The organism is Nitrosomonas sp. PY1, assembly GCF_022836435.1.
Taxonomy (GTDB): Bacteria; Pseudomonadota; Gammaproteobacteria; order Burkholderiales; family Nitrosomonadaceae; genus Nitrosomonas.
In genome coordinates this window covers 1,631,822-1,649,032 of record NZ_BQXC01000001.1, presented here as the reverse complement: position 1 = coordinate 1,649,032, position 17,211 = coordinate 1,631,822, and the positions used below count along the sequence as shown (strand labels likewise).

General features: G+C 43.3%; 13 protein-coding genes. 11 read left to right on the top strand and 2 right to left on the bottom strand.

From position 1 onward, the window contains the following. Positions 1-257 precede the first annotated feature (257 nt). The 4 genes from W03_RS07650 to W03_RS07635 are packed head-to-tail and all read left to right on the top strand — an operon-like array spanning position 258 to position 7,120. A complete protein-coding gene (locus tag W03_RS07650; protein WP_244072406.1) occupies positions 258-3,140 on the top strand; it encodes a ribonucleoside-diphosphate reductase subunit alpha in 2,883 nt (960 codons plus the stop codon). A 41-nt stretch (positions 3,141-3,181) separates the two neighbouring features. Continuing rightward, the gene (locus W03_RS07645) at positions 3,182-4,366 is read left to right on the top strand and encodes a ribonucleotide-diphosphate reductase subunit beta (RefSeq protein ID WP_244072405.1); all 1,185 of its coding nucleotides are present in this window, start codon (positions 3,182-3,184) and stop codon (positions 4,364-4,366) included. A 33-nt stretch (positions 4,367-4,399) separates the two neighbouring features. Further along, positions 4,400-5,785 (top strand): class II fumarate hydratase, encoded by a 1,386-nt coding sequence (gene fumC, locus W03_RS07640; protein ID WP_244072404.1) that lies wholly within the window; start codon positions 4,400-4,402, stop codon positions 5,783-5,785. Positions 5,786-5,821: 36 nt separating this feature from the next. After that, entirely contained in the window at positions 5,822-7,120 is a 1,299-nt protein-coding gene (locus W03_RS07635; protein ID WP_244072403.1) for an MFS transporter, read from the top strand. 209 nt (positions 7,121-7,329) lie between these two features. On the opposite strand, the gene W03_RS07630 is transcribed toward W03_RS07635, so the two are convergent. After that, positions 7,330-7,488, bottom strand: a complete 159-nt coding sequence (locus tag W03_RS07630; protein ID WP_244072402.1) for a hypothetical protein — start codon at positions 7,486-7,488, stop codon at positions 7,330-7,332. A 184-nt stretch (positions 7,489-7,672) separates the two neighbouring features. After that, complete coding sequence (gene phoB / locus W03_RS07625) at positions 7,673-8,401, bottom strand: phosphate regulon transcriptional regulator PhoB (RefSeq protein ID WP_244072401.1); 729 nt, start codon at positions 8,399-8,401, stop codon at positions 7,673-7,675. Between the two features lie 307 nt (positions 8,402-8,708). Between phoB and W03_RS07620 the strand changes: the two genes are divergently transcribed. The 7 genes from W03_RS07620 (at position 8,709) to W03_RS07590 (ending at position 17,211) form a co-directional block, all read left to right on the top strand. Then, positions 8,709-9,479, top strand: coding sequence for a DUF3450 family protein (locus W03_RS07620; RefSeq protein ID WP_244072400.1), 771 nt, complete (start codon positions 8,709-8,711; stop codon positions 9,477-9,479). Next, positions 9,476-10,966 (top strand): MotA/TolQ/ExbB proton channel family protein, encoded by a 1,491-nt coding sequence (locus tag W03_RS07615; protein ID WP_244072399.1) that lies wholly within the window; start codon positions 9,476-9,478, stop codon positions 10,964-10,966. The genes W03_RS07620 and W03_RS07615 overlap by 4 nt, the downstream gene beginning before the upstream one ends. A gap of 1 nt (position 10,967) precedes the next feature. After that, the gene (locus W03_RS07610; protein ID WP_244072398.1) at positions 10,968-11,594 is read left to right on the top strand and encodes a MotA/TolQ/ExbB proton channel family protein; all 627 of its coding nucleotides are present in this window, start codon (positions 10,968-10,970) and stop codon (positions 11,592-11,594) included. A 4-nt stretch (positions 11,595-11,598) separates the two neighbouring features. Further along, positions 11,599-12,003 (top strand): biopolymer transporter ExbD, encoded by a 405-nt coding sequence (locus W03_RS07605; protein WP_244072397.1) that lies wholly within the window; start codon positions 11,599-11,601, stop codon positions 12,001-12,003. Positions 12,004-12,030: 27 nt separating this feature from the next. After that, complete coding sequence (locus W03_RS07600; protein ID WP_244072396.1) at positions 12,031-12,654, top strand: energy transducer TonB; 624 nt, start codon at positions 12,031-12,033, stop codon at positions 12,652-12,654. A gap of 31 nt (positions 12,655-12,685) precedes the next feature. Continuing rightward, the gene (locus W03_RS07595) at positions 12,686-13,837 is read left to right on the top strand and encodes a lipopolysaccharide assembly protein LapB (protein ID WP_244072395.1); all 1,152 of its coding nucleotides are present in this window, start codon (positions 12,686-12,688) and stop codon (positions 13,835-13,837) included. Between the two features lie 140 nt (positions 13,838-13,977). Next, positions 13,978-17,211 (top strand): TonB-dependent receptor, encoded by a 3,234-nt coding sequence (locus W03_RS07590; RefSeq protein ID WP_244072394.1) that lies wholly within the window; start codon positions 13,978-13,980, stop codon positions 17,209-17,211.

The following is a 17,211-nucleotide window of genomic DNA, read 5'->3' as shown; positions in this document are numbered from 1 at the left end:
ATTGCCATGCAAAATAGCTCATAAGTTCAACTTATTGACGCTATTTTACTTTGCTTCGGTTCAATTTTTCTAAAAAAATCTTCCTGTTTTTATAAAAAATTCGTATACTGTTAAGCACAATTTATGTGGTTCTGATTATATTAAACTACTATATATTGTATGTTTGTGTTATATATTGGAAAAATGAAATTTCATTAATTTATTCCAGTAAATTCTTGAGATTTATTTCCTTCTTTATTCATCAGGGGAGATCGCTTATGCAATGCGTAACGGAAGATACTAGTCTCAAACCTGTTTCTGCAAGTCAAATATATCGCGGTAACGGCACTCAAAAAGTGCATTTTTTACAACATAAAGTCATTCGTCGTAATGGTGCGGTAGTATCGTTTGAGCCGAGCAAAATATCCATTGCTATGACCAAAGCATTTATTGCTGTAGATGGCGGTCAAGGTGCGGCATCGGCTAGGGTGCGTGAAGTGGTAACTTATTTGACTAACGATGTGGTGAACGCATTGCTGAGGCGTCAACCGGATAGTGGTACATTTCATATTGAAGATATCCAAGATCAAGTCGAACTGGCGTTGATGCGTTCGGGTGAACATGATGTGGCGCGTGCGTACGTACTATATCGTGAGGCACGCGCGCAGGAAAGGGCATTGCTAAAGCAGAATGAAGCGACTCGAACGGAAACACGTTATGTTACGGATAATGCTCGGCGCATTCCTTTGGATATTGCAAAACTATCCGCACTCATTGAGTCATCATGCTATGGATTGGAAGGCGTTGATGCTTCATTGATATTACAAGCGACTTTAAAAGATCTGTATGATGGCGTGTCACTGGATGAGGTTAGAAAGTCGACGATTTTATCGGCGCGCATCTTAATTGAGAAGGATCCCGCATATAGCTATGTAACCGCGCGACTTTTGCTGAATAACATTCGTCATGAAGTATTGGGTGAAGAAATTTCCCAAGAAGCGATGGTTTCATCTTATCAAGATTATTTCCCACTCTTTATTAAACGTGGTATCGAAGTAGATCTTTTGGATGAGCGGTTAGGCCAGTTTGATTTGAAACGCTTGGCTGCAGCTCTGGATGCAAATCGTGATTTGCAATTCGATTATTTGGGTTTGCAAACACTCTATGACCGTTATTTCTTGCATGTCAAAGAGCAGCGCATTGAATTGCCGCAGGCCTTTTTTATGCGAGTTGCCATGGGCTTGGCTTTGAATGAAATAGATCGCGAAGCCAGTGCGATTGAATTTTATCAAGTTTTGTCCAGCTTCGATTTTATGAGTTCAACACCTACATTGTTTAATTCTGGTACATGCCGTTCACAACTGTCTTCTTGTTATCTCACCACGGTTCCAGACGATCTTGATGGTATTTATGAAGCCATTAAGGAAAATGCTTTGCTAGCCAAATATGCAGGCGGATTGGGTAACGATTGGACAGCAGTGCGTGCTTTGGGTGCGAGAATTAAAGGTACTAATGGTAAATCGCAAGGGGTGGTGCCATTCCTTAAGGTGGTTTCCGATACCGCAGTCGCTGTCAACCAAGGTGGTAAACGTAAAGGAGCGGTATGCGCCTATCTGGAGTGTTGGCACCTGGATATCGAGGAATTTCTCGAGTTACGTAAAAATACCGGTGATGATCGCCGCCGCACGCATGATATGAATACTGCTACGTGGATTCCGGATTTATTTATGAAGCGCGTGATGGATGGCAGCGATTGGACGTTGTTTTCTCCTTCAGATGTACCCGATTTACATGAAAAATTTGGTCAGCAGTTTGAGCAAGCTTATTTGGCGTATGAAGCCAAGGCGGAAAGTGGTGAATTGATGCTGTACAAGAAAATTCCTGCGGTACAGTTGTGGCGCAAGATGCTCAGTATGTTATTTGAAACGGGCCATCCGTGGATTACCTTTAAAGATCCGTGCAATATTCGTTCGCCACAAAACCATATGGGTGTTGTACATAGTTCCAATCTATGTACGGAAATTACCTTAAATACCAATGATAAAGAAATTGCTGTATGTAACCTGGGTTCGGTTAATCTGGCGGCGCACTTGAAAGATGGGGTGCTAGATATGGATAAACTGAAGCGCACCATCAGTATTGCAATGCGTATGCTGGATAATGTGATTGATATCAATTTTTATGCGGTTGCCAAAGCACGCAATGCAAATTTGAAGCATCGCCCAGTTGGGTTGGGTATCATGGGGTTCCAGGATTGCCTGCATCAACTGGGTATTCCATACGGCTCCGAGGCTGCAGTGACGTTTGCGGACCGCTCGATGGAAGCGGTTGCGTATCAAGCTTATTGGGCTTCCACCGAACTGGCACAAATGCGTGGAAGCTACAGCAGTTATAAAGGAAGCCTTTGGGATCGCGGCATTCTACCGCATGATACCTTAGAAATTTTACGTAAGGAGCGTGGCGGCTTTGTCGAAACAGATTTATCGACAACGTTGGATTGGGATGCTTTACGTCAGCGCATTCAACAATATGGTATGCGTAACTCAAACTGTTTAGCCATTGCGCCGACGGCAACCATTTCTAATATCGTGGGTGTTTCGGCTAGCATAGAGCCGAGCTATCAGAATCTTTATGTCAAGTCTAACTTGTCCGGTGAATTTACTATCACCAATAAATATTTTGTTAACGATCTGAAAAAACTTAATCTCTGGGATGAGGTGATGATTGCCGATCTGAAGTATTTTGATGGTGCGGTCAGTAAAATTGATCGCATTCCGCAAGAAGTTCGTGCATTGTATGCCACTGCTTTTGAAATCGATCCGCGTTGGTTGATCGAAGCGGGTGCAAGAAGGCAAAAATGGATTGATCAATCACAGTCACTGAATATTTACATGGGAGGTGTATCAGGTAAAAAACTCGATGAAACTTATAAGTTAGCGTGGGTTCGTGGTTTGAAAACAACGTATTACTTGCGCTCTATGGGAGCCACTGCTGCCGAAAAATCGACAGTGCGAGCAGGCTCATTAAATGCGGTACCTGCTGATAGCGGTATCAAAAGTGGGATGAATGGCATTGCAGCAGTCAATACCTCAATGGAGATGACCTCGGTTGAAATCAAATATTGTGCGATTGATGATGAAAGTTGTGAATCATGCCAGTAATTCAATCAATCATTCCAATAAAACTTAAGGAGCAATAAAGCATGCTGACATTTGAAGACGAATCGACTCAATCCGAAGCTTCGGTAGCGAACAAGATACATTCTTCCATAATTAGTCGTAATGAAGAGGTGCAATCGTCTTTACTGCAACGAACAGCAGTAGGCCATGAGGATGTAACTGCAATGGAGAATATTGCTGAAAATGCTAATCGACGCGTTTCGGTGGAAGATAAGCAGATTATCAACTGTAAATCCGATGTGAATCAATTGGTGCCTTTTAAATATAAATGGGCGTGGGATAAGTATCTGAATGCTTGCGCTAATCACTGGATGCCGCAAGAAATCAGCATGAGCCGCGACATTTCGCTCTGGAAGAACCCAGATGGATTATCTGATGATGAACGTCGTTTAGTAAAACGCAACCTGGGTTTTTTTGTAACGGCTGATTCATTGGCGGCGAATAACATTGTGTTGGGTACCTATCGTCACATTACCAATCCAGAATGCCGACAATATTTGTTGCGTCAAGCATTTGAGGAAGCCATTCATACGCACGCATATCAGTATATCGTTGAATCACTGGGCTTAGATGAGGGTGAGATTTTTAATGCGTATCATGAAATACCTTCGATTCGTGACAAAGATGAATTCTTGATCCCGTTTATCGATAGTTTGACGAATCCAAGTTTTAGAACCGGCACACTGGAAACTGATCAGCAATTGCTAAAAAGCTTGATCGTGTTTGCCTGTATTATGGAAGGATTGTTTTTCTATGTGGGCTTTACACAGATTCTTGCATTGGGTAGGCAAAATAAAATGACCGGTGCGGCTGAGCAATATCAGTATATTTTGCGTGATGAATCGATGCACTGTAACTTTGGCATTGATGTGATTAACCAAATTAAAATGGAGAATCCACATCTATGGACAAAAGCATTCCGTGAAGAAATCACTAGGCTCATGCAAAAAGCAGTGGCATTGGAATATCGCTACGCCGAAGATACCATGCCGCGTGGTGTGTTGGGTATGAATGCTGCAATGTTTAAGGAATATCTACGTTATATCGCCAATCGACGCTGCCAGCAAATTGGGTTGGATGCATTGTATCCGAATGCCAGCAATCCATTTCCATGGATGTCTGAAATGATTGATTTGAAAAAAGAGAAGAATTTTTTTGAAACTCGGGTCACGGAATATCAAACAGGCGGAGCATTGAGCTGGGATTAATGCATTGATCAAATTAGGAAGGGGATCAAAGTTGTGAAATTTCGAAAAGAAAAGGATGCGATGGGCGTTGTGGAGGTGCCTGCCAACGTATTATGGGGAGCGCAAACACAACGCTCGTTCCAGAATTTCAAGATTTCTACCGAGAAAATGCCGGTTGCGCTGATTGCTGCGCTGGCAAAGGTTAAGCGTGCGGCTGCCACTGTCAATCATGATTTGGGATTATTGGATGCTGCTAGCACTGCAGCCATCATTCGGGCGGCTGATGAGGTCATAGCAGGAGATCATGCAAGTCAGTTTCCATTGGCGATATGGCAAACAGGCTCCGGTACGCAGACTAATATGAATGTCAATGAAGTGCTGGCAAACCGGGCTTCTGAGTTGTTGGGAGGGGGGCGTGGCGCTGATCGTAAAATTCATCCGAATGATGATGTTAACAAAGGTCAATCGTCCAATGATGTGTTTCCTACAGCAATGCATGTGGCTGCCGTCGAGGAATTGTCTCATCGGCTGTTGCCAGCTATAAGATTGTTGCGCGAAACGCTTGCGGCAAAAATGGCAGCATTTTCCGATATCGTGAAAATAGGGCGCACACATTTACAAGATGCTACACCGCTGACATTGGGACAGGAGTTTTCAGGCTATGTCGCACAGCTCGACCATGGATTGAAACATATTCAAGCCTCAATGAACCATCTGTTTGAGTTGGCCTTGGGAGGTACCGCTGTTGGTACTGGATTAAATGCACATCCGGAGTTTGCGCAGCAAGTAGCGAAAGAAATCTCACGTTTAACTGAATTGCCATTCATCAGCGCACCTAATAAATTTGAGGCCTTGGCTAGTAACGATGCGTTAGTGCATGCGCATGGCGCGTTAAAAACATTAGCCGCATCATTAATGAAAATTGCCAATGATATTCGTTGGCTTGCTTCGGGTCCTCGCTGTGGTATTGGCGAATTGCAAATTCCCGCGAATGAACCGGGTAGTTCAATTATGCCGGGAAAAGTGAACCCAACACAGTCAGAAGCGATGACAATGGTATGTTGCCAAGTCATGGGAAATGATGTTGCAATCAACATTGGTGGGGCTATGGGAAACTTTGAATTGAATGTCATGAGGCCGATGATTATTCACAATTTCTTGCAAAGCGTGCGATTGCTATCGGATGTTATCGTGAGCTTCAATAGTAACTGTGCAGTCGGCATAACTGCCAATGAAGAGCGTATTGATCTTTTGTTGCACAACTCCTTAATGCTCGTTACTGCACTTAATCCTCATATTGGTTATGACAAGGCCTCTGAAATTGCTAAGAAAGCATATCGCGAAAGTACATCGCTGAGAGATGCGGCGATTGCAACGGGATATACGACTGCTGCACAGTTCGATGCTTGGGTTGTACCAGAAAAAATGGTTGGAAAATAAGAGTCACAATATATCTTGTGATTAATCGGATATAGCATGTCATCCTATCATGATTGTAACCCGGTTACGAAACGCGAGCGCTTTGCTTGGTGTATGTATGATTTTGCTAACTCGGGTTACACCACAGTCATTTTGACTGCTGTTTTCAATGCCTATTTCGTTGGGGTAGTCGCGAGAGAGGAAGGTAATGATCAAGCGACATTACTGTGGACGCTCGCAATGGCTGCTGCCAACGCATTGGTATTGGTCAGTGCGCCCGTGATTGGCGCCATTGCGGATTATTCGGGTACTAAAAAGCGTTTTTTGTTTATTTCAACCGTAGGTTGTGTATTGTTTACAGCGCTACTTAGTACAATTGGGCCTGGCGATATTTATTGGGCCATCGTGCTGGTTGTTTTAGCTACTTTCATGTTTGCCAGTGGTGAAAATCTAATTGCTGCTTTTTTACCGGAAATCAGCGATGTAGAAACGATGGGGAGGTTGTCTGGCTATGGCTGGGCATTGGGTTATTTAGGCGGTTTGTTCACATTGATACTATGTCTCGGTTACGTGACTTATGCAGAACAGCAGGGATACGATGCTACGCATTATGTTCAGGTTTCTACTTTGATTGTTGCTGTTATATTTGGTTTAGCTGCATTACCGACACTTCTGTGGTTGCGAGAGAGGGGTGCTATTCAGAAAATACCCATCACTGCGCAGATTCTGACTGCGGGTTTTACGCGCATAAGAACAACATTGCGGGATACCAGCGCATACGCCGATTTATTTCGGTTCTTGTTAGCGTTAACGACATATTATGCCGGGATTCATATCGTGATTGTGCTGGCTGCTGTATATGCGCAAGAAGTTATGGGATTCAAGACACAAGACACGATTGTCTTGATTATAGTGGTGAATATAACGGCTGCAATTGGCGCTTTATTTTTCGGTTATTTGCAAGATAAATTTGGTTCGGTTCGTTGCATTATGATTACTTTGTTGATCTGGTCGGGAGCCATTGCCTGTGCTTATTATGCCACGGACAGTATGCTGTTTTGGGTTGCGGCGAATTTAATCGGTATTGCGTTGGGTGGTGCGCAATCTGCAGGGCGTGCATTGGTAGGGAAATTAACTCCCTTGGGGCGGCAAGGAGAGTTCTTTGGATTGTGGGGGTTAGCAACGAAATTATCCGCAATTATTGGCCCAATCACGTATGGTGGAATGGTTTATTGGTTTGAAGGCGACCACCGCATAGCATTACTTAGCACTTTAGGTTTTTTTATAAGTGGTTTTCTGCTAATGACTACAGTCAATGAGGAGCGTGGGCGAAAAAAAGCGGAAATTATTTTTTGAAAACTTATCTACAATAAGAATCTTAGGGTCTTAGCGCCTGTAGGAACAGAAATAGCATTCCTACAGGTATTGCCTGGAAGTTTCTGAATGATGATTCTGATTAATGATTCCAATCGTCATTTGGAGAAAACTTCTAATACTGACTCATAATATTAAAACGTATACTTACTTAAAAACTAAAGAAGTTATCTAAGTAGTCTGTTGATTACTTATTTATTACTTGGAAGTTCATTGCGACCTTCGGCTGGCTTGCCTTCGTGCGTTGTTCCATAGTTATCAGAACTCGCGCTTTCAGGTGCGGTTGGTTTGCCACAAGCAGCCAGCGAAATTGCAAAAAATAATGCGATAAAACAAATTGAATATTTCATGAATGTTTTTCCTTAGTAGTTATAAAAAATAACAATTTTATGTACATTGTATGTACCTGGTTACTATAACATGAATTGTATTCGCTATTTGATGCTGATTGGCGCAAGGACTATCTAGCCCACGATGTACTGGGATGGACCAGAAATAAAACATTCTGGTTCCGTTCAGATTTTGGTTTCTTCGCTACCCTATGCTTGGCTCTTGGTATTCGACCGAGAATCGATAACCCGTGCCTCGCACCGTTTGCACTAAGCTTTCTTTGCAAACGGCTTCTAAAACTTTGCGTAACCGACGGATATGTACGTCGACAGTGCGGTCTTCGATGAACACATGATCTCCCCACACTCGATCCAATAGTTGCGCACGGGAATGAACGCGATCCTTGTAAGCCATCAAAAAATGCAGCAAGCGGAATTCGGTGGGACCCAAATTAATTTCGGTCAGTTGTGATGAACCGTTATTATTTCTGACATGCACTCGATGTGTGGACGGATCAAGCCTTAATCCGCCGAGTTCAATGATTTCTTCGGACATTTCCGGTAAGCGCCTGCGCAGCACCGCTTTGATGCGGGCTTGTAATTCGCGGGGTGAAAAAGGTTTGGTGATGTAATCGTCGGCGCCGGCTTCCAATCCGGAAATTTTGTCATTTTCCTGAGTGCGGGCTGTCAGCATAATGATAGGAATCGATTGAGTACGCTCTTCTTGCCTGAGTTTGCGAGCAAATTCCAGTCCGCTTACATCGGGCAACATCCAGTCTAACAATACCAAATCCGGTAAAACATTATTGATTAGTGATTTGGCTTGATCGGCTCTTTCGGTGCAGAGAACCGAATACCCAGCACGTTTCAAATTTAGCGCGATAAGTTCTTGAATCGCCACTTCATCTTCAACCAGTAGAATTGTTACAACCATGACTTGCTCCATGAATAATCAATAAATAATAATTCAAATTTTTGCCATCTTATAAATAAGTCATTGCAGTTTTATGACATTACCGTGTCAGTTATTTTACAGTGGCTAATTCTAATTCTGCTTCATAGGCTGATTGATATTAGTAGTGCTATCAATCAAGTAGGTATGCACAAAGGCAGTTACTTTGCTGACATAAATTCGTCATTAAAGTGACATATTCAATCGATAGTATTCGTAATGTCGACTATCACAGGTATTTGATATTTTTGATCCGACATCCTGTAATTTTAATTTCATCAAATAGTATATGGGTATACGTATCGTTAGAAGTGTTTCAAGTGGTATTTTATTGATTGCATTGATTCTTTTATCTTTTCCATCAATGGCCAATAACTTGGAAAATCTTGCAAAATCATTGGCTAAGATTCGTGGAGAAGTCGAAACGCTGCAAATACAGCTGGATATGGAAAAAGAAAAGCATAGCAGCCGGACGGTGGCATTGAATTCGCAATTGGCAGATTTGAGCGTGGAAGAAAGAAGGCAAAAGCTGAGTGTTGAAAAGCTGCAAAACTCTCTCGAAAAATTAACAGAAAGTACCCAAAAGGCGGAACAATCAAGCGATAAGCTGAAGCCTGTGCTACTAACGATTTTGAATGATTACAAAAATTATATTCAAGCAGGATTTCCATTCAAAAAGGACGACCGGCTTAAAGCGGTCACCAATCTTGAAAATAGTATCAATAATCAGCTAATCGACCCCAATAAAGCGATCAATCAGGCATGGGCCTTGGTGGAAGACGAGGTTCGTTTGAGTAAGGAAAATGGTATTTATCAGCAAACCGTCGAACTGAATGGGGAGAATTTGCTGGTGGATATTGCCAAGTTGGGCACGGTATTTCTTTTTTTTCAAACGAGGGATAACCGTAGCGGTATGGCTAAACGCTCGACAGAAGGTAACTGGAAATTTGAAGTGGTCAATAGTGCCGATGATGTAGAGCGTATCAAAATCTTGTTCGATTCCTTGAAGAAACAAATTCGTCAAGGCTATTTCGAAATTCCGAACCCGTTAAGAAAATGAAAAAAAACATCATCATTGGATTACTACTCGGTAGCATTTTTGTTTCAGCGCATGCTCAAGCACAAAATAATCCACAGCAAACTGAAAAAGCTTCCGCAACGGCTAGTGGAGATAGCAACGAAACCACAACACCGAAGAAAAAGAATAATGCGCCCAAACAGATTGATTTGGAAACTGCATACAAGCGTGAATATGCTTTCTTGGAAGCACAAAGACGTGAATTAATCGATCGATTGAAAAATTATCAAGCTAGCGCGAGTCGCGAGGAACAAGCACTGGGAAGCAAGATTGGAGTACTGGAACGCGCATCCGTGGAGCGTTCTGCCAAGATCGATCAATTGACTAGCCAGCTAACCGAAAGCGAGCGTAAAGAAGCGGCAGTTACCGAGCGCAATGATGCATTGGAAACAATGTTTCTACAAGCTGAATCCACACTGAAAAATCATGCGATCGAGATGCCAATCGAGCTTAAAGATAGCAAAAATAGAGATCTAGACAAAGTAGGTTACTTTTTTACACGGGCACTGACGCTGTTGAGTGAATTGAGTGCGATTCAAACTAGGCCCGGTCATTTTTATCTGGAAAATGGCAAAAAAACGCAAGGCAATATTATTCATTTAGGCAATATCGCAGCTTTTGGTGTTAGCCCGGAAGGTAAGGGGAGCCTAGTACCAGCGGGTGGTGGAGATTTTAAGATATGGAAAACTTCGGGTGCTGAGACTGCTGCGGCTTTGGATAACGATCAACAACCTGATGCGCTGCAATTGTACTTATTCGAGTCACGTACCAATGCAGTGCAAGAAACACCGGAAAAAACCATCAAGAGCGTCATCGATTCGGGTGGACCGATCGGTTGGGTCATTGTGATATTGGGGTTTATCGCTTTACTGCTGATCATGGCCCGGAGCTATTGGTTGCGCAGTAATAGCGCAGATACCGAGTATATGACGCAGCAGATTCTTCAGCAATTGGATGCCGATGATTTGGTGGTTGCAAAACAGCAATGCGAAGATGGTTCGTCAGCAATTGGTCGAGTATTGCACTATACACTGCGTCATTTGAAAGATGATCGTGATCACATGGAGAGCATTGTATATGAAGCGATTTTGCAGGAATCCGGTCCGCTAGATCGTTTTGGATCAGCTATTCTTGTCATCGCTTCGATAGCGCCATTACTGGGCTTGTTGGGGACCGTGACCGGCATGATCGAAACGTTCGACATGATTACTGAATTTGGTACCGGCGATCCAAAGCTGCTGTCTGAGGGCATTGCGATTGCTTTAGTTACCACAGAATTGGGCTTGATTGTCGCCATCCCGACTTTATTGTTGGGCTCGTTGTTGACTTCGTGGTCGCGCAGCATCAAACGCGATATGGAATATTCGGCATTACGGATAATCAACGTATTTCTAGGTGGAAGTAGTACTGAGCAGGTTATGGAAAAATCATCCGAAAGCTCTATTACTTTAACTCCATACCCGGCCTGATATGACGATTGCAGAACTTATCGTATTGATCAAAGAACTGTTTGCAGCAGGTGGTGTTGTAATGCCACCGCTGATGATCTGTATCTTATTGTTGTGGTATGGATTGGGATATCGTTTTTGGCTGATGAAGCAACCCAAACCTAAGCGCATGGGTACTCGCGATCTGTTGCAGTACTATCAGCAGCAGCGCGATGCACCTTTGTCTAGCAATATCGTTGTACAAGCCATACAACAAGGTCTCCAACTCAAGCATCAAGGCGTTAAAAATTTGCGACGCCACTTGGATGCGGCTTTCTATGGTTATGAGAAAGAGCTTGGGAAATTTTCAGTGCTGGTGCGAGTAGTGATTCTCATTGCGCCGCTGTTGGGATTATTGGGTACTGTAATTGGCATGATCGAGACATTCGATTCATTGGCTACCATGACATTGTATTCTCAATCGGGTGGCATTGCCGGTGGCATTTCGCAAGCACTGTTTACTACACAAATGGGATTGACCGTGGCTATCCCAGGTTTATTGGTGCATAGCATACTAAACCGCAAGCAACAGCAGATTGAACAAGATCTCGCACAAGTAAAAGATCTATTGTGTCATCAAACGCAGCCATCACAATCACACGGAGCATAATTTTATGAGAAATCAAGAACCCGTTGAAGCCGAAGCCACCATCGATATGGCGCCACTGATCGATATTGTTTTTATTTTGTTGATTTTCTTTATGGTAACAACGACTTTTGTCAAAGATATGAAATTGGAATTGGAACGACCCAAAGCCAGTAGTGCAGTTACCGCATCCAGTAAGGCGATTCGCCTGTTTATTGATCGTAATGGCGATACTTATATGGATGGTGAGCCGATTCGCTTGTGGTTGATACAGAGCAAATTACGTGATTTGTTGAGCACATCGAGCAGCAAGGTAGTTTTGGTCGTGACGGATGAAGGTGTACCTGCGGGAAAACTGGTGGAAGTGGTCGATCAAGCAAGATTGTCCGGCGCTGAAAGTGTCGGTGTTGCAACGAAAAAAGAAGCGGGGTAAATCAAAATGATGACAGGAACGATGAAAATGAGTCAACACATTGCAGGGGGTGTTGCGATGTTGTTTGGTTTGGTGTTGGTATTCGGATTGGTGGTGTTGATGAACCACTTTATGGGAAAGATTGAGAAATCGCTTCCCCAAGAGGTGACTGAAATCAGCATCGATAAAGAAATTAAACAGGAACCTAAAAAAGAAATTAAAAAAATAGAACCTAAGAAACAAGTAGCTCGCCCTCAGGCACCGGCACCCTTTAAAGGTCTGGATACTGCTTTGTCTGGCATCGATCTAGGGTTGCTAGGGCTTGATAGTGGCCAAGGCGGGGACTTAGACGATCGCTTGCTAGGCAAGACTGGTAATGCAGTCATGACGGCCGATTTGGTCGACATTCCGCCCAAGCCAATTACACGGGGGGCGTTTAAATACCCACCAACTGCTAAACGAAACGGTATCAAAGGCTATGTTGTGCTGTCAGTACTGGTAGAGACCGATGGATCGGTCAATCAGGTGCAAGTGCTGGAATCGAGTCCATCCGGTATTTTTGATACAGCAGCCTTGCAGGGTATTCGCTCATGGCATTTTGAGCCGGCCAAATATAAGGGTGACACCGTGAGAGTTTGGGCCAAGCAAAAGATCCGCTTCGATCTGTCTTGATAGGTGGATGAGCATAATAGTTTAAATAATCATGAACTACCGGATTTTTTTCATTACCGTCTTATTGCTGAGTTGTTGTAGCAATTTTAGCTGGGCAAAAGAACCAAAAGATGGAATCGATCATATTGAACTGGCTGCGGTGATGCTCAGAGATGGTCATCATGACAGAGCATTACTGGCTTTGCAAAGCGTTGATCTGGAAGATAAGAAGGTTGATCTGGCGCGGTTCTATACACTGCAAGGTTTGACATACATGGGCCTGAATGATCTGGAAGCGGCTAAAGGCAGCTTGCAGCTTGCAATCAAAAATGGACAGAATGACCCAGCGATTTATGTTCATTTGGCTCAAAGCTATTTTGGATTGAAAGACTATCAAAATACCGTTGATGCTATTCAGAAAGCGGGGAATCAGGTCAATACAAATCCCACATTACTAAGTATGAAAGCGGAATCCTATTGGCATTTGCAAGATGTCGGTGCCGCCATTAATGCTTTAAATGAAGGGCAACGGCTATTTCCTACTGATTTTCGTTTTCAAAAGCGCCAAGTGTTTTATTTTGTGGAATTAGGACTTTATCAGGAGGCTGTGCGGTTAGGGCGGGATTTCTTGAAACGCTCCGAAGCCTCTGCTGCAGATTATATTGCGCTTGGAAATGCGCTGAGAATGAGCAAGGAATATGCCGAGGCGCTCAATATATTGGAAGTGGCAAGATTACAGTTTCCAGACAATGAAATGGTTGCGAAACTTCTGGCGCATACCTATCTGGATCAAGGCAAGCTTAATTCAGCGGCTTTTATTCTCGAACAAGCAGCTTTGCTTAATCCAAAATTACAAGCGGAAGCCGCAGAGCTTTATCGACGTGCAGGACGCTTTCATGTTGCGTTGACACTGAATGAAAGTATCAACGATCAGAAAGTAAAGCTTAAACAGCGGCTATCCATATTATTGGCGCTCAAGCGATTTGAAGGTGCTGCCAATATGGAAGCCAGTCTCTACCGTACTGGATTGCTAGAAGACCAAGATGTGCGCTATGCCTTGGCATATGCCTATTTTTCTAATCGACGCTTTCCACAAGCGGCTAAACACTTGGACCATTTGACCAATGCAGAGTTATTCCGGAAGGGTACCGAACTGCGTCGCTTGATGGAGATTTGCAAAGATGAACCTTGGCAATGTACATAATTCGAAGATTACTATCATCAATGACATTTCTATTTTCTCTTCATCGCGCTAGTACTTAGCTAGAAACAATCTACCCATTAATCATAAAAATACTTTCACGAGCACATAGTGTGGCCGTGAAGAAGGGATTAATTTGCCTCATGAACGCTGATATAAAGAATTTTTTAGAATTAAATAGCAAGAAAATTGTAAGTTATTTCTTTAGGACTGTAATGATACCGCTGGTTGGGTTGACAGTAAGTTCGTCCATTTATGCACAAGCCAATCAAGACATGGCGGAATTTGCCATTCATCTATTCCAAGATGGTCTTCCGATCAAAGATGCAGAATTGATTATTAGTAGCGAATCGGCTGAGGAAACTACCGCAAAGCTTATTTTTGAAGCATCCCCTTCGACTTATAGCTGGAAAGCGGCAGATAATGCGCCGCTGAAAACAGATGTCAACGGTAGTCTGGCAGCAAAATTGCCGCCCGGCTCCTACCAGATCCATATCAAAACCAAAGATCAAAGCTTTTCTTTTAAATTACCGCTGCGCACGGTTGAGAATGTGCAAATACTAGTGACTTTCTTTTCAGGGAGTAAAAAACCGCTATTGAATATTGAAAGCTCTGTTGCTGGCACAATCGCTGGTGCGGATGGCAATGATATCGTCAAGCGCGATTTGGGCAAGGGTTTTTTGCGAGTGCAAGTAGTTTCGGTCGAAAACGGGAAGCCGGTTAAAGATGCGCAAGTGTTTTTGAGTGGCCTGAAAGAAAAATTCCGTACCGACGAGCACGGTATCTTATTGGCTACGATACCTGTTGGAAGTTATAGCGTGTCTTTGCTGCATAGCGCTTATAGCAGTCAAACGCAAGACGAAGTTAAGATCGAAAAAGATCTCAAAACGAATCTGAATTTTAAACTTACACCCGCCGGTGTTGAGTTGGCTGAATACGTGGTATTAGAACCGCATTTGGCCGGTACCATTGCTTCGGTGATTGAGGAACAGAAATCGGCAACATCGGTTGCAACGGTTATAGGCGCTGAGCAATTTAGCCGGGCGGGCGATAGTGATGCCGCTCTTGCATTGCGGAGGGCTTCGGGGCTGACTTTGGTGGGCGGCCAGTTTATCTTTATTCGTGGCTTAGGAGAACGATTTTCTACTACGCTAATCAATGGCGCTGCAATACCAAGCCCAGACCCTACCCGTCGGGTTGTTCCACTCGATTTATTTCCAACGAATATTCTTGAAAGCGTGCTGGTGCAAAAAACCTATTCGCCCGATAGACAAGGGGAATTTGCTGGTGGAACAATAGAAATGCGCACCCGTGGCATACCGGATCAATTTTTCTTTAATGCTAATCTGCAAGTGGGTATCAATGATCGAACGACCTTTCAAGATGGTTTGACCTATAAAGGCGGAGGCATAGATTTTACCAGTTATGATGATGGTGCGCGCGCATTGCCGGATTCGATTGCTGATGCGACTCAGAATGGGAATTTACAACCGGCGTCTGTGTTTAATCCCAATGGCGTTACTTCGACTCAGCTTGAAAGCATGGGTGAGGATATCTCCGGTGTTTGGGATGTGAAAAAGAAAAAACAAGCGCCGGATACGGGTTTCCAAGCTTCCATGGGAGATAGTTTTTCACTGGGGGATTTTAGATTGGGCTATATTGCCGCAGGTGGTTGGAAACAAGAGTTTAGGAAGCAGAATGAAATCAATCGTGAATATGTTTCCGAGTCTTTAACAAAAGTTCAAGACCTCGATGTGCAGCGTTCCTTACGTGAGATCCACATAACGGGCTATGCAGCGACGGAATTGGAATACAAAGATACGCATAAGCTCTTTGCTAGAACGATGTTTTTGCGCCAATCCATTGATGAAGCAAGAATTTCGCAAGGATTTACCGATGCTGAAACGACCGATGTTCGGAAAACACGATTAAGATTCTTTTCTAACGAGTTATTGATGAATCAATTTGGTGGCGAACACCGGTTTGATCGATTGAAAGATTTTACGATTAACTGGTTATATACCGATGCCACAGCCAAGCGAGACGAGCCCAAAACTCGCGATTACCGTTACGATGAGAGTCAACAAACGGGGCAGTTTATTTTTGCTCAGCGGGTCGACAGTAATACCCTTTCGTACTCAAACTTGACCGATAAAGATAATAGCTGGCGCGTTGATGGAAAATTACCGTTGCAACTGTCACATCAACATAAAGTCACCTTTAGTGGCGGCTTTATTGATCAGTCTAGAAATAGAGAAGCCGGTTCCCAACGATTCAGCTTTTTCCGATTCGGGCCCGACGCTAATAACTCTCAGGTATATTCACAGCCTTCCTTGGAGAGCATCTTGACTCCCCGGTATATAGGTCCCAATGGCTACCAGCTTAGAGATGTGACACGTAAAAGCGATCAATATCATGCTACCCAAAACCTTTTTTCTTATTATGGTAAGGTAGATTTATTGTCATATGATCGTCTCAACATTACTGGTGGATTGCGTTGGGAAGATAACGATCAGAAAGTACATACCGTGTTGAGTAATGGCCAAGCGACAACGGCTGCACTCAGCCGAGTGGATATGTTGCCATCCGTTGTGGCGACGCTTTTCCTGAGTGATAAACAGCAACTGCGCGCAGGGTTTAGTCAAACATTGTCGAGACCAGATTTTAGAGAATTAGCAGCGGCACCATTTTTTGATATGAACACTAATCAGGAAACAATCGGTAATCCAAAATTGAAACAGACAGCTATTACCAATTGGGACGCACGTTGGGAATATTATTTGTCTCCAACCGAAAATATATTTGCTGGTTTCTTTTGGAAAGATTTGACGAATCCGATTGAATTGATCGCTGTTCAAGGAACGGCTGGCCTCAATACTTACCAGAATATCGATAAAGGTAAGGTTTATGGGGTAGAGTTGGAATTGATGAAAAAACTCGATATTATTCATCCGGCGCTGCATCATTTTTACATCGGAGGGAACTACACGTGGTCTTTATCGAATGCGCAACTCAATGCCGAAAACTTGCAAGCGCAAACAACCAACAATAGACCTTTGCAGGGACATTCTGAACATATTGTGAATTTACAATTAGGCTATGACAATCCCGTTTGGAAAACACAAGCAACTCTACTGTATAACGTTGCCAGTGAAAGAATCATGGCGGCAGGAATACGAGGCGCGCCGGATAAATATGAGCGACCTTTCAATCAGCTTGATTTCGTTGTGAGCCAGAATTTATATAAAGGATTGTCCGGTCAATTATCCGCACATAATCTTTTGGATGATGATGTAGTTATCATGCAAGGTGATGAAATTGCACGCCAGTTTCGTCGTGGTCGAATATTTAATCTGAGTGTACGGTTATCTTTTTAG

Excerpts from the sequence above, each read along its gene's own strand:
- phoB (WP_244072401.1), bottom strand. The coding sequence starts at position 8,401 with ATGGTTGTAACAATTCTACTGGTTGAAGATGAAGTGGCGATTCAAGAA.
- W03_RS07605 (WP_244072397.1), top strand. The coding sequence starts at position 11,599 with ATGAGAAATCAAGAACCCGTTGAAGCCGAAGCCACCATCGATATGGCG.
- W03_RS07650 (WP_244072406.1), top strand. The coding sequence starts at position 258 with ATGCAATGCGTAACGGAAGATACTAGTCTCAAACCTGTTTCTGCAAGT.
- W03_RS07630 (WP_244072402.1), bottom strand. The coding sequence starts at position 7,488 with ATGAAATATTCAATTTGTTTTATCGCATTATTTTTTGCAATTTCGCTG.
- W03_RS07600 (WP_244072396.1), top strand. The coding sequence starts at position 12,031 with ATGAGTCAACACATTGCAGGGGGTGTTGCGATGTTGTTTGGTTTGGTG.
- W03_RS07645 (WP_244072405.1), top strand. The coding sequence starts at position 3,182 with ATGCTGACATTTGAAGACGAATCGACTCAATCCGAAGCTTCGGTAGCG.
- W03_RS07595 (WP_244072395.1), top strand. The coding sequence starts at position 12,686 with ATGAACTACCGGATTTTTTTCATTACCGTCTTATTGCTGAGTTGTTGT.
- W03_RS07590 (WP_244072394.1), top strand. The coding sequence starts at position 13,978 with ATGAACGCTGATATAAAGAATTTTTTAGAATTAAATAGCAAGAAAATT.
- W03_RS07615 (WP_244072399.1), top strand. The coding sequence starts at position 9,476 with ATGAAAAAAAACATCATCATTGGATTACTACTCGGTAGCATTTTTGTT.
- W03_RS07610 (WP_244072398.1), top strand. The coding sequence starts at position 10,968 with ATGACGATTGCAGAACTTATCGTATTGATCAAAGAACTGTTTGCAGCA.
- W03_RS07635 (WP_244072403.1), top strand. The coding sequence starts at position 5,822 with ATGTCATCCTATCATGATTGTAACCCGGTTACGAAACGCGAGCGCTTT.
- W03_RS07620 (WP_244072400.1), top strand. The coding sequence starts at position 8,709 with ATGGGTATACGTATCGTTAGAAGTGTTTCAAGTGGTATTTTATTGATT.